The sequence below is a fragment of the Castellaniella sp. genome (genome assembly GCF_034675905.1).
GTDB lineage: Bacteria > Pseudomonadota > Gammaproteobacteria > Burkholderiales > Burkholderiaceae_B > Castellaniella.
The window spans coordinates 120,371-133,781 of sequence record NZ_JAUCCV010000002.1 but is presented as its reverse complement, the minus strand read 5'-3'; the positions used below and the strand labels follow the sequence as shown (position 1 = coordinate 133,781).

The 13,411-nt window shown below is 61.0% G+C and carries 9 protein-coding genes and 1 tRNA gene; 7 read left to right on the top strand and 3 right to left on the bottom strand.

What is annotated here, in order from left to right; genetic code table 11:
* Positions 1-120 precede the first annotated feature (120 nt).
* Positions 121-2,106: an acetoacetate--CoA ligase gene (locus VDP79_RS01780; protein ID WP_323016527.1), complete on the top strand. Its 1,986-nt coding sequence runs from the start codon at positions 121-123 to the stop codon at positions 2,104-2,106.
* A gap of 63 nt (positions 2,107-2,169) precedes the next feature.
* Complete coding sequence (locus VDP79_RS01775) at positions 2,170-3,084, top strand: M14 family metallocarboxypeptidase (RefSeq protein ID WP_323016526.1); 915 nt, start codon at positions 2,170-2,172, stop codon at positions 3,082-3,084.
* A gap of 189 nt (positions 3,085-3,273) precedes the next feature.
* Here VDP79_RS01775 and VDP79_RS01770 read toward each other — a convergent pair whose 3' ends face one another.
* A complete protein-coding gene (locus VDP79_RS01770) occupies positions 3,274-4,866 on the bottom strand; it encodes a sensor domain-containing diguanylate cyclase (protein WP_323016525.1) in 1,593 nt (530 codons plus the stop codon).
* Between the two features lie 143 nt (positions 4,867-5,009).
* On the opposite strand from VDP79_RS01770, the gene VDP79_RS01765 reads away from it, so the two are divergent.
* Positions 5,010-5,086, top strand: a tRNA-Met gene (locus VDP79_RS01765).
* 2,415 nt (positions 5,087-7,501) lie between these two features.
* Here VDP79_RS01765 and VDP79_RS01760 read toward each other — a convergent pair.
* The gene (locus VDP79_RS01760) at positions 7,502-8,152 is read right to left on the bottom strand and encodes a DUF924 family protein (protein WP_323016524.1); all 651 of its coding nucleotides are present in this window, start codon (positions 8,150-8,152) and stop codon (positions 7,502-7,504) included.
* 193 nt (positions 8,153-8,345) lie between these two features.
* On the opposite strand from VDP79_RS01760, the gene VDP79_RS01755 reads away from it, so the two are divergent.
* The 4 genes from VDP79_RS01755 to VDP79_RS01740 all read left to right on the top strand — a co-directional run bounded on the left by VDP79_RS01755 (position 8,346) and on the right by VDP79_RS01740 (position 11,623).
* Complete coding sequence (locus VDP79_RS01755) at positions 8,346-8,567, top strand: heavy-metal-associated domain-containing protein (protein ID WP_323016523.1); 222 nt, start codon at positions 8,346-8,348, stop codon at positions 8,565-8,567.
* A gap of 72 nt (positions 8,568-8,639) precedes the next feature.
* Positions 8,640-10,544, top strand: a complete 1,905-nt coding sequence (locus tag VDP79_RS01750) for a cation-translocating P-type ATPase (RefSeq protein ID WP_323016522.1) — start codon at positions 8,640-8,642, stop codon at positions 10,542-10,544.
* 15 nt (positions 10,545-10,559) lie between these two features.
* Positions 10,560-11,270, top strand: a complete 711-nt coding sequence (locus tag VDP79_RS01745; protein ID WP_323016521.1) for a Crp/Fnr family transcriptional regulator — start codon at positions 10,560-10,562, stop codon at positions 11,268-11,270.
* Between the two features lie 143 nt (positions 11,271-11,413).
* Positions 11,414-11,623: a cold-shock protein gene (locus VDP79_RS01740; protein ID WP_323016520.1), complete on the top strand. Its 210-nt coding sequence runs from the start codon at positions 11,414-11,416 to the stop codon at positions 11,621-11,623.
* 93 nt (positions 11,624-11,716) lie between these two features.
* Here VDP79_RS01740 and VDP79_RS01735 read toward each other — a convergent pair whose 3' ends face one another.
* Positions 11,717-13,393: an FMN-binding glutamate synthase family protein gene (locus VDP79_RS01735; RefSeq protein ID WP_323016519.1), complete on the bottom strand. Its 1,677-nt coding sequence runs from the start codon at positions 13,391-13,393 to the stop codon at positions 11,717-11,719.
* Positions 13,394-13,411: the final 18 nt, after the last annotated feature.

Genomic DNA, 13,411 nt, shown 5'->3' with positions numbered 1-13,411 from the left:
CGATTGATGAGAAGCTCAGTATGCGGCGGGCGCGGCAGCGAATGCAAGGTGAAGACGAGAGGCGGCTATTCGGTATAAGCTGGTAACTTGTCCGTCGTGCGCAATGCGAGGAGGCTTCCGGTGAGCAGCACTGATTCCGGCCCCGTGTGGGTGCCAGACGCCGCACGTATCGCCCAGGCTCGCATCACGGATTATCAGCGCTGGCTGCATCAGCAAAAGGGCAAGGCCTTTCAGGATTACTCGGCCCTGTGGCAGTGGTCTGTTGATCACCTGGAAGACTTCTATCAGTCGATCTGGGAATACTTCGATCTGCGCAGTTCTGCTCCTTATCAGTGCGTCCTGGATCGCCGCACGATGCCGGGGGCGCGCTGGTTCGAAGGCGCCCGTCTGAACCTGGCCGAACAGGTATTCCGCTTTCATCTGGATGAGCCGGACCGCCCGGCCATTGTGTCGCGTTCGGAAATCCGCCCCCTGCAGGTCCTGTCCTGGGGAGACTTGCGTACGCAGGTCGCCGCCGTGGCCCAGGGGCTGCGGGCCTTGGGCGTAGGGCCGGGAGACCGGGTGGCCGCCTGTCTGCCTAATCTGCCTGAAACCATGGTTGCTTTCCTGGCGGTCGCCAGCCTGGGGGCCGTCTGGTCCAGCTGTTCGCCGGACATGGGCGCCCCCAGCGTGCTGGATCGGTTCCGCCAGATTGCGCCCAAGGTCCTGCTGGCGGTCGACGGCTATCGGTATGGCGGTCAGGATTTTGATCGCCTGGCGGCGGTCGCGGAATTGCGTGCCGCGCTGCCGACCCTGAACAAGGTGGTCCTGCTGCCCTATTTGAATCCTGATGCGCAGCTGGACCGGGCGCTATCATGGCAAGAACTGTCCGCCGATACTGCCGCCCCCCTGCAGTTCGAGCAGCTGCCGTTCGACCATCCTTTGTGGATCGTGTATTCCTCGGGCACGACGGGTCTGCCCAAGCCCATTGTGCATGGTCATGGCGGCGTCCTGGTGAAGGGCCTGCAAGACATGGCCTTGCAGATGGATATCGGGCCGCAGGATCGTTTCATGTGGTTCACCACCACCGGCTGGATCATGTGGAACGTCCAGATGATGGGTTTGCTGGCGGGCGCCACGATCTGCCTGTATGACGGCGATCCTGCGTATCCGGATCTGCAGGTGCTGTGGGATTTCGCCGGCGAGGCGGATCTGACGTTTTTCGGGGCTGGTGCGGCGTATTTCCAGGCCTGTCGGCAGGCGGGCGTTCAGGCCGGACAACGAGTGCGCCCGGGCCGTCTGAAGACAGTAGGCTCGACGGGCTCGCCGCTTTCCGATCAAGGCTATCACTGGCTGGCGCAGCAGCTTCCGGGTGTGCTGATCGCCCCCCTGAGCGGCGGCACCGATGTGGCTGCCGGATATGTCGGGCCATGCCCCGTATTGCCTGTCTATGCGGGCGAGATGCAGTGCCGCTATCTGGGAACGGCGGTGCAGGTCTATGACGATGCCGGCAGCCCGCTGGACGAAGGGGTGGGTGAGCTGGTCATTACCGAGCCCATACCCAGCATGCCGCTGTATTTCTGGAACGACCCGGAAGACAGCCGCTATCACGACAGCTATTTCGGCGTGTTCCCCGGCGTCTGGCGTCACGGCGACTGGATCCGCATCACACCGCGCGGCGGGGCCATTATCTATGGTCGTTCGGATACGGTCATCAACCGCCATGGCATCCGGATGGGGACGGCCGAAATGTACCGGATCCTGGAATCCTTTCCCGAGATCCTGGACTGCATGATGGTTGATCTGGAATACCTGGAACGCGAATCCTATATGCCGCTGTTCGTCGTGCTAAGCCGTGGACAGGTGCTGACAGACGAACTGCGCGCGCGGATCAAGGCAGCCATCCGGGAAAGCCTGTCGGCCCGCCATGTGCCCGATGACATTCGGGTCGTCCCGGCCGTGCCGCGCACCCTGAGCGGCAAGAAAATGGAATTGCCCATCAAGCGGCTGTTATTGGGTGAACCTCTGGACAAGGTGATCAGTCCGGGTGCCATGGCCAACCCCGACAGCCTGCCGTGGTACCTGGCGTTCAGCAAAGCCCGCCAACGGCGCGGGCTGGGGGTCTGAGCCCTTCGCCGCCCTATGGGGCCTATGCTACAGTGACGGCCAGATTTTCCCTGGAGTCTCCGCATGTCGTCCTCTTTTTATCCTATCGGCACACCCGGCGTCCCTTGGGGGGCGGCGGAAGTCGCCGCCTGGCTGGGGCATCAGAAACGACAGCGCAGCTATGCGGACCTGGTGCTGAACCAGGTGGATACCCTGCGTGATCGTTTTGATGTCGTGCAGTACGGTGAACTGGACTACGCCCCCGACGCCTATCCTCTGATGGCTTTGCGCAGCCGCCGCTGGCAGGGTGATCGTCCGGTGGCATTGGTCACGGGCGGGGTGCATGGCTATGAAACCAGCGGGGTGATGGGGGCTTTGCAGTTTGCCGCACAGTATGCCGCCGATTACGAAGACCATTTCGACCTGCTGATTGCGCCTTGCGTCAGCCCCTGGGGGTTCGAACGCATCCATCGATGGAATCCGCTGGCGCTGGATCCCAACCGGTCTTTCCGCGCGAGCAGTCCGGCGCCTGAATCCGCTGCGCTGATGCGTCTGGTGGAACCCTTTGCGGCGCGAGTACGGGTACATATCGATCTGCACGAGACGACCGATACGGATGAGTCCGAATTCCGTCCGGCCTTGGCGGCGCGTGATGGCAAGCCTTTCATGCCGGGCGGCATTCCCGATGGCTTCTATCTGGTGGATGACGAACACACCCCGCAGCCGGCCTTTCAGCAGGCCATCATCGATGCTGTCGCCCGGATCACGCATATCGCTCCCGCTGACGAACACGGACTGATCATCGGCTCGCCGGTCGTCTCCCCCGGTGTGATCCGCTACGACTTGCGGCCTTTGGGGCTGTGCGCCGGGATCACGGACGCCCCCTACCGGACGACCACCGAGGTCTACCCCGACAGCCCGCAAGCGACGGCGGAACAATGCAACGCTGCGCAAGCAGCAGCGGTGCGGGCCGCCCTGGATTACGCACGGGCGCATTGATCTCAGGGTAATTCCGGGGCTTGTATTTGGGTCGGCGGATACCTATACTGGACTCACTACCAAGTGGTAGTGTTTCTTCGCCTTAACGGCGTTGACTTTGCACTGCGCCCATGCAGTGTTTACTGCTCCAGTGGCAGTAGGGCCCCACCAAGAGGTGGGGCCTTTGCATTTCTGCTGTGCCATGTGCTGCTATGCGTGTGAATTGTCGCCGTCGTCGCTTAGCACGACGCGGTTGCGGCCTGTCTGCTTGGCGCGGTACAGGGCCTGATCGGCGGCTTTCAGAACGGATGCCATGTCGGCTGCGTCTTCTGGCGTCCAGGCGGCCACCCCGATCGATACTGTCACGGTTTCCCCCGGCAAAATGGCTGCCTGCTCGATGCCGGCCCGCAGCCGTTCGGCGATCCCTGATGCCGTGTCCTGATGCGCGCCGGGCAGCAGTGCCAGGAATTCCTCACCGCCCATGCGGAACAAGGTGTCGCCTTCTCGGGCCTGGGTTCGCATCCAGTCGCCTATCTGGCGGATCACCTCATCCCCTGTGTCGTGGCCGTAAGTGTCGTTGATACGTTTGAAAAAATCGATATCCAGCGTGATCACGGCAAAGGCCTGCCCCAGCGCCTGACAGGTCTGCAGGGCCAATCCCAACCCGCGCCGGTTGCCCAAGCCGGTCAGGGGGTCCTGATAGGCTTCGTCATGCAGCTGTCCCAGTTGCGCCCCGACCGTGTTTAGCCCCGATAGCAAGGCCCGCTGCAGGCGTTGCGACTCGAAATACCAGCAACGCACCGATTGAAGGCGGCGCACCATGCTGTCTTCGTAGCCGTCTTGCACGATCAGCGCCAGCTCGCCCAGCGGGCGGGATACCCAGCCCGATAGAAACCACAGCAGGGCCAGCAGCAGCCCCACAGGGACCAGTGACAGCCACAGCGCCCGGTGCATCAGGTCCTCCACTCGCGCCAGCGTCGCCTGGGTGGGGCGCTGGACGACGATGCCCCACTTTGCCTGGGGGACATAGGCGAATCCCGCCAGCATGTCGATACCCTGGCTGTTGGTGACGCGTAGCGCGCCCGATTGTCCCTGCAGGACCGTGTCGATGGCGGAATTCTGGTAGGTGACCTTGGTGCCGATCCGGTCGGCTTTGGGGTGGTACAGCAGGTGGCGGGTGCTATCCACCACATAGACATAGGTGTCGTTGCGGAAATAATGCTGCCCGATCAGGCGCGCCAGGCTGCCCTCGGATTTCAGGTAGACGGTGCCTGCCAGATAGCCCAGGTATTGATTTTTTGCGGTGCGCAATGGCTGGATGATGCGGATCGCCAGATTGCCCAGGATGGTCGTGAAAGGGCTGCTGATCTCGGGCGCCCGGTGTCTTAGGGCGGGCAGCGGAAGTGATGGTTCCACCCGGCGGCCCAGAATGCCCAGGGTGTGGGGCGATGTTGTGATGATCAGGCCCTGGCTGCTAGTGACCGACACGCTGTTGAAGCCTGCTCCTTGCGCCCGCAAGCGGTCGGCTTCAGACTGCAGCACGGCGGGATCCATGCTGGATTGGATGATCCGTTCGGCGGAATAGGCCAGATCCTGCTGCGCCTGTTCCAGCAGATCGGCAGTCGAGGCTGCCAGTTTTTCAGCAAATGCCTGGTTGGCCGCCAGCGTGTCTTCCATCAGCTGATCGCGCTGTATGCGGTAGGCCCCTGCCATCCCCGCCACCAGCATGGCCAACACGCTGCCGATCGACAGCACCAGCACCAGTTGGCGTAAAGTGATGCGGGAAGGCTGGCGGATCCGCATGCCGAGAGGCTCCTTTGTGTATTGAATTCATATTGTTGCAGGTCCTGCTGATGGTCCAAGCCTACACCATCCAGGATGCCTGAACCACTGCTTGCAGGGGGCCGATTGCAGTCGAAAATTTTCTTGTTATAATCTCGTGCTTTGGCGCATTAGCTCAGTTGGTTAGAGCGACGGAATCATAATCCGCAGGTCCCCTGTTCGAATCAGGGATGCGCCACCAGAATTATCCCTGTTAAATCAGGACATTGAAGCCACCCGATGCGGTGGCTTTTTTGTTGTCTGCCACTTGAGTGTCAACCAAGTGTCAACGCGGGATTGTGCGGCCATATGGATGAGAAAGCTCTGGCACAGCTTCCTCTAAACAGACGCAAAAAAACCCAGCCGAGCTGGGCCATGTTATCCCAAAAACACCGACCTTTTTCAATCTACTGACCGCCCCGACGAGACTTCGCCCTTCTTTTTCGTGCGCCTTAACCACCATCTCAGACCCAGCCTTGGGCCTGTCGCACACCAATCCATCACCCCCACTATTTTCAACCCCCACTCCTCTTAACCATTCCCTTATCTCCACATACCTTTCGGACGACCGACCTCTTCCAACCCAAATCACCCTTTTTTTCCCGCACCCTAATTAAAACACTTCAACCCTTCCCCCCCCCCGAGCCCCCCGCGGGCCACCCATCGTTTCGCCGCCATCCCCGACCGCCACAACCGGACAGCACGACCCCAGCAACAACCAACCCAGCCCTTACCCCACACGAGCGCCCACTCCCGGCCCCCCCCCCCCCCCCACCCACGGGCTTAACCCACAACCCTCCCTCCCCCCCCCGGCAACCCACCTGCCCCCCCCCCGACCCCCCCCCCCACCCCCCCCACCACCCCCCCCCACCCACCCCCTCCGCGCCCCCCCCCCCCCCCCCCCCCGGCCCCCCCCCCCCCCCGCCCCCCCCCCCCCTTTCTTCCCCCCCCCCGCGGGGGGCCGCCGCCCCCCCCTTCCCGCCCCTTCCGCGCGCCAACCCCCGGTACTGCCGGGCCCCCCCCCCCCCCCCGCCTCTCGGTCCCCCGCCTTTCGCCCGCGGTCGCCTTTTTGTGCTTCGGGGCGCGGCCCCCCCCCGCCCTCACTTCCCTTTCCCTCTCGGCTCCGGGCCCCGGGGGGGCGGGGGGGCCGCCCGCGCGCGGCGGCGCTCCCTGTCGGTCGGTGGTCCGTCTCTCTTCTCCGTCGGTGGGCGGCCTTGTTGGGGCTAGCTCGGCGTTCCCCCATCCTTTCATGGAGTTTAAAGTAGCGTGTCGGCTCGCCCGCATTTCCTTACTTCAATATCCATCATTCATTGCAACATCTTGAGGCCCCGTGTCGTGCCCCCCTCTTCGTTCGTGGGGCCGTCCGTGGGGCGGCCTCCCTCCTCCTATCCCGGAGGTTCGCCGGTCGTCGTGGCCGGCTTCGGTGTTTCGCCGCCCCTCTGCATCCTTTTTGCCGCCTCGTCCGCCGGTGTCCCGCCCCCTCCGGGTTTCCGTCGGTGTTCGTGCGTCTCGTCGCCCCACCAGGCGGTTGGTCGACGCCATTTTTCCTCTTCTTCCCGACCTCATTCCCGCGCTGCCGTGCGGCCCGCCGACCACCCCCTTCGGCGCATGTTGTGCGTTTCATCGTGTTCTATTTACTGTTTCTACCGTGTTCTTCGTCCGTCCTTTTATCTCTGCCTTCTTCCCTTCTTTTCCTTTCCTTTTTCTTCTCCCCCCGTCGCTCCTCTCGTCATCTTTAACATGTTATATTTCCACAAAGTTACTTTTTATCATCTTTCTTTCCTTGTCTTCGCTGGGCCTTCCTCATGTTTTGCGTTTCTCGCGGTTATTTGTCTCCTTTTAGAGCTTAGGTTGTTTTAGGCGGGGCGGCTCAAGAAAACGGTCTGTGCGCCTTTTATAATGACTGCGCTTAGGGGGTTTTGGGCCAACGCTTAAAAACTGTTAACTCACGCCCAGTTCGTAGCGCCCGCGCTATCTGCCCTTATCGGGCCTGCTCAAAGCGCAGCGGCTGTCGCTTCAAGACTTCTCCTGCCGCCTTTATTTGCCGCGCTGCCAGCAAGCTTACCTACGTGAGCGCCCCTTGCTGGTTATTACCTTTTACCTTTTTTCGAGGTTTTTGTTTTACGGTAAACGCTTCTCGGTGCTTTGAGCGTGGGCTCGTCGGGCGCGGCGGCCCCGCTGCTGCGCGCCCCCGCAGGACACGGCCAGGCGGGGCTTTACCCTTTCTCCGCGCCTAGCCTTCAGGGAGCGGAGGGGCAACGCCGACGCCCTCCCCCCACCGTCCGGCAAGGTCGGACGCGGGGTGCAGCCGGGCTCCCAAGCCCTCGGGGGTGCGGGTCTAAGTCATCGCCTCGTCCGTGTCACAAAACGTCAACGGCTAGCGAACAAAGCGCTTTATAGCGGGCTGATGTCCAAACGCTTGATTGCAAAGGCAAAGCTACGCTAATGCTATACTTTCAGACTGAATCATAATCCGCAGGTCCGGGGTTCGAGTCCCTGATGCGCCACCAGATTTTCCCCTGTTCAATCAGGACATTGAAGCCACCCGCTGCGGTGGTTTTTTTGTTGTCTGCGGCTTGGGTGCCGACACCCAATTGTCGCGCCAAGGCAGTGGGCGCTATCCTCGAAACGCCCGTAAATGGGGAAACCGGCCCTTCGTTATGTACGCCTGCTCATCAGGCGTGGACGTGCGCCCCAGCACTGCATTGCGGTGGGGATGCCGACCAAATGCGGCGATGACCTGCCGCACGTCGCGGGCCTGCCGCACCAGCGATTGATATGTTGCTTGCAGTGGCGGCGGCGCTTCCGCTGCGATGGCGGTGCGCAGCTTGATCAGCAAGTCCAGGCGGTCCAGATGGTCTGGTCCTTCGCAGTGACCCAATGGCAGGCCATAGACGGCTTTGAACCAGGGGGCGGGCAGGGCGGCGTAGTGGTCGTTTGATAGGCCTTCCATGACCCAGGCCAGTGCGGCGGTGTCCTGCGCAAATGCGCGCGCGCTGTTGCGCCAGGCGGATCGCGAGAATTGATCCAGCACGATGATCAGCGCCAGCCGGCCTTCGGGGGCGGCTGCCCAGTGGTCGAGTTCGCCAGCGGCGGCCTGGTCGGTGATGGCCAGGAAGCGAGAGGTGATGGCGCTGTCTGCACCGCCCTGCATCCGCCAGCGCCAGTTTTCTTGATGTGTGGTCGCATCGATCTGAAGTGACCGGCCTTCGGGAAACCAGAACTCAAGAATATCCTGCCACGCGGGCCTGCCGGCCGTGTATTCCATAGTGCGCTCCGGTGAAAATGTGCCGTGTATGAATGGCGCAAGATTATCAAATCATCAGATCGTCACGAAAATGACACCGATCGTCCGTGTTTGATCGCCTGCCATGATTTTTGAAACTTGTCGGCCGTCAATGTATGAAAGCGGCTTGCTCTCTTACCATGAAATCGTCCTTTCATCAGCTAGGAGCAAGAAAATGCAAAAAGTCGTTTTCAACATGGAACCTTTCACCTGTCCTTCCTGTGTCAAGAAAATCGAGCAGACGGTCGGGAGAATCGACGGCGTGCGCGACATCAAGGTGCTGTTCAATTCGGGGCGCATCCGGGCTGAATTCGATAAATTGAAAACGAATGTCGATGCCTTGCAGGATGTCATCGTGCGGCTTGGGTATCCGGTGTTATCCAGAAAAATGTCCTGATCGATATTCGCCTATCGGCTGTCATCCGCAGCCGATAGGCGGAAATGAATAAGCGGATACACGGAGCACGATATGCATGCTATCAAGAATTCCCATATTGCCGGTGTCACCGGCCTGATGCTGTTGATTGCCTTGGCGCTGCATTGGGTAGGGCTGACACAGCCAAAAGAATATTCCCTGATTGCCTCTACCCTGGTGGCGGGCTATTTCATCGCCATCAAGGCATTCAAAGCGCTACGCATGAGGGCCTTCAGCATCGAGCTGTTGGTGACGATCGCTGTCGTGGGCGCCCTGATTATCGGCGAATATGTCGAATCAGCGGTGGTGACGTTCCTGTTTATTTTCGGTGCGTACCTGGAAGCGCGCACTTTGGAAAAGACCCGCTCTTCCTTACGCAATCTGATCGACATGACGCCGACGGAAGCCACGGTCGTGCGTCCGGAAGGCCATGTGCGGGTGCCGGTCGAGGAACTGCTGAAAGGCGATCGCGTGCTGATCCGGTCCGGTGAAAAAATCGCCGTGGACGGCGCCATCGTGTCGGGGCAGGCCTTGATCGTCGAGGCCGCCATTACGGGCGAATCCGTCCCAGCCAGCAAAACACCGGGTGATCGGGTCTTTAGCGGCACGATTGTCGATCATGGATTTATCGAGGTCAGCGCGGACCGTGTGGGCGATGACACCACCTTCGCCAAGATCATCGAGATGGTGGAAGACGCCCAGGAATCCAAGACCACGACGCAGAAATTCCTGGATCGGTTTGCCAATATCTATACGCCGACCATCGTGGTTCTGTCTGTTCTGGTGTATGCCTTCTCACGTAATGTGGAATTGGCGCTGACGTTTCTGGTCATTGCCTGTCCGGGCGCGCTGGTGATTTCGGCGCCGGTTTCCATGGTGGCGGGCATCGGCAACGGCGCGCGTCATGGCGTGCTGGTCAAGGGCGGCGAGATCATGGAAAAACTGTCCAGGATCGACCTGGTCATTTTCGACAAGACTGGCACCTTGACCAAGGGCAAGCCCGCGGTCACCGAGGTCAAAAGCTGGGGTATGGATGAAAATACGCTACTGCGGCTGGTTGCCCAGGCGGAAAAGGTCTCGGAACATCACCTGGGGCAGACCATCGTGGCCGAGGCGAACCAGCGCGAATTGTCCCTGACCGAAGACCCGCAGGACGTACAGATCATCAAGGGCGGGGGCATGGTCGCCAGGGTGGCGGGCCAGCATTTGGTGATCGGCAATCGTCAGCTGATGGCGGATTACGGTGTCTCCATCGACGATCAGGCCGAAGCCTATGCGACGATGCGCGAAAAGGCCGGCAATACCGCTGTGCTGATCGCTGTCGATCAGCGTCTGGCTGGCGTCATTTCAATCGCCGATCAGATCAAGCCGGAAGCCAAGGAGGCCATCCGCCAGCTGCGCCGCGCCGGTGTGCACAAGACGATCATGCTGACTGGCGACAACCGCCATACGGCGCAGCTGGTCGGCAACGAGCTGGGCCTGGATGCAGTGCATGCCGAATTGCTGCCGCGGGACAAGGTGCGTTGGGTCAATGAATTCAAGAGCCAGGGTTATCGCGTGGCGATGGTGGGCGACGGGATCAATGACGCCCCGGCGCTGGCCACGGCCGACGTCGGGCTGGCCATGGGCATCGGCGGCACGGATATCTCGATGGAGACGGCGGATATCGTCCTGATGTCCGACCGGCTGGATCAGTTTGCGCATGCCTATTCTCTGGCCAAGGCTACCGTGCGCAACATGAAGCAGAATACGGTGCTGGCGGTGGGAACGGTGGTGTTGCTGTTGGCCGGCGTGCTGCTGGGCAAGATTTTCCTGGCCTCCGGCATGTTGGTCCACGAGCTGAGCGTACTGTTGGTGACGTTGAATGCGGTTAGACTCATACGCTATCGTGTGCGGGGTAACGCTGGCCGGAAGGCCTCTGGCCCCAGCACCCGCGACACGGCTTGTCACGCAGCTTGAACGAGGGTGATCGGCATGACCTTTCCTTCCCAACCCCGACCATCGACGGAAATGAACGAGCACATACCGGTCGTCTGTGTCTCGCACGTGCCGATCTTCAATCACCTGCCTGCTGAAGAGCTTGCAGTCATTGCCGACAAAGCGTCCATGCGGGTCTATGAGCGTGGGCAGTTCATCCACCGCGCCGGCGACCCGTCCGACAAGCTCTTCATCGTCCACCGAGGCAAGATCAAGATCTATCGCCTTTCCGATACCGGCAAAGAACAGTTGGTGCGTATTTTGCATGCTGGAGACTTCGCCGGCGAGCTGGCCTTGTTTTCAGCCACCGATCACGATTCCTACGCCCAGGCGATGCAAGCATCCGAGGTCTGTACGATCTATCAGGCAGATGTGCATGGGCTGCTGCTCACATACCCGGACATCAGCCTGCATATGCTGATCGAACTATCCCGTCGTCTGGGCGCCAGCGAAAAGCAGACCGCCGCGATCGCCATCGAATCCATCAATGCCCGTTTGGCGCAGTATCTGGCGGATCAGGCAGAACAGGAAAACGCCAGCCGCTTCAGTCTGCCCATGAGCCGCAGGCACCTTGCTTCGTTCCTGGGGACTACCCCGGAAACCGTCAGCCGCAGGCTGGGGGAATTCGAAGACAGCGGCTGGATCCGGCAGACCGGCCAGCGCAAGATCGAGATCCTGGATCTGGACGCGCTGCTGTTGGTGGAATAATATCGGTCAGGCAGCTGATATCCAATGCCAGTGCGCTGTTCGAGCAAGATGTATTATTTTGAAACAGTGCTATCTTTGTAGGGATATATCAGCCAAACTATCCACCGGGGAAATTTGCCCCTATACAACATTTAGGATTTACTTTGAAAACAGAAACAGGTGTCGTGAAGTGGTTCAACAACGACAAGGGCTTCGGCTTCATCATGCCGGAAAATGGCGGGAAAGACCTCTTCGCGCACTTCAGCGAAATTCAAGGCACTGGTCATAAGACCCTGGAAGAGAACCAACGCGTCTCTTTCGTGGTCGGCCAGGGCCAAAAAGGTCCCTGCGCGACGCAAATCGTCGTGCTCTAAGTAGCTCAGACAGCAGTACTCCTGTACTAACAGGATAAAAAACGCCACCCTTCGGGGTGGCGTTTTTGCGTGTGCGTTGCCTGTGTCCGGCCGTCAGCCAGCGGCTGGGGCAGGCATGTCGGGGATGCTCTGGTCCGTGTGTCCCGACAGAGCAGCGCTCAGGCTATACAGAGGCTCGAAGGATTCCGCCTGGGCCATGGGCCAAGCCGTGCGAAAGATCGTATTGCGGAATTTTCCTTCCAGCAGTTCGCCTTTTTGCAGGTCGGGAAACAGGGCTGACAAGACGCGGACTTCGCCGTTGGCGATGCGTCGGGCGATGTGATGCGGGCGCAGGTCGCTGGGGTGCTGCAGGCCAGCGGCGCCCAGCAGTTCGCCCAGGGCCTTCAGGGTGTTGGCATGATAGTTGGCGACGCGCACGGATTTATCCGCCACGACCAGTGCTTTCTGGCGTTCCGGGTCCTGGGTGGTGACGCCGGTCGGGCATCGCCCGGTATGACAGGTCTGGGCCTGGATGCAGCCGATGGCGAACATATAGGCGCGGGCGCTGTTGCACCAGTCGGCGCCCAACGCCATGATGCGGGCCATGTCAAAGGCGCTGATGACCTTGCCCGAGGCCCCCAGACGGATTTTTTCCCGCAATCCGACGCCCACCAGGGTGTTATGCACCAGTCGCAGCCCTTCGCGCAGGGGCGTGCCCACGTGGTCCACGAATTCGATGGGGGCTGCGCCGGTGCCGCCCTCGGCGCCGTCGACCACGATGAAGTCCGGTGTGATGCCGGTGGCCAGCATGGCCTTGGCGATGGCGAACCATTCCCAGGGGTGGCCGATGCACAGCTTGAAGCCCACCGGTTTGCCGCCGGACAGCTCACGCAGGCGCACGATGAAGTGCATCAATTCGATAGGGGTTGAGAAGGCGCTGTGACTGGACGGCGAGATGCAGTCCTGGCCTGCAGGCACGCCGCGGGCGGCGGCGATTTCCTGCGTGACCTTGGGCGCGGGCAACACGCCGCCGTGGCCGGGCTTGGCGCCTTGGGACAGCTTGATTTCAATCATGCGGATATTGTCGCGGCAGGCCATCTCGGCGAAACGTTCCGCAGAGAAACTGCCATCCGCGTTGCGGCAGCCGAAATAGCCCGAGCCGACATTCCAGATCAGGCCGCCGCCGTGTTCCAGGTGATAGCGGCTGACGCCGCCTTCGCCGGTGTCGTGGGCGAAATTGCCCAATGCCGCACCCTTGTTCAAGGCGCGCACGGCATTGGCCGACAGGGCGCCGAAGCTCATGGCCGAAATATTGAAGACCGACAGGTCAACGGGTTTTTTGCAGTCCGGTCCGCCCACGGTGATGCGGAAATCGGTGTCCGGGACATGCAGCGGCACCATGGCGTGGTTCATCCATTCATACTGGCTGCCGTAGACATCGCCCTGGGTGCCAAAGGGGCGCTGATCCATCTGTTTTTTGGCCCGCTGGTAGACCAGGGACCGGTCCACGCGTGAAAACGGCATCTTCAGCGTATCGTCTTCGAAGAAATACTGGCGGACTTCGGGACGGATGTATTCGAACAGGAAGCGCAGGTTGCCGATCACCGGGTAGTTGCGGCGGATGGCGTGCCGGGTCTGGTTCAGATCGTAGACCCCCAGGGTGGACAAGGCCAGGAACGCCAGACAGGGCAGCCACCAGGCGGCATTCAGACTGAGCGCCAGCCCGGCGCACAGAAGGGTCAGGGCAATGACGACGTAAAAGGTGGTGTAGCGGGTAAACAGTTGGCGCATGGAAGCTCCGTCTGGTGG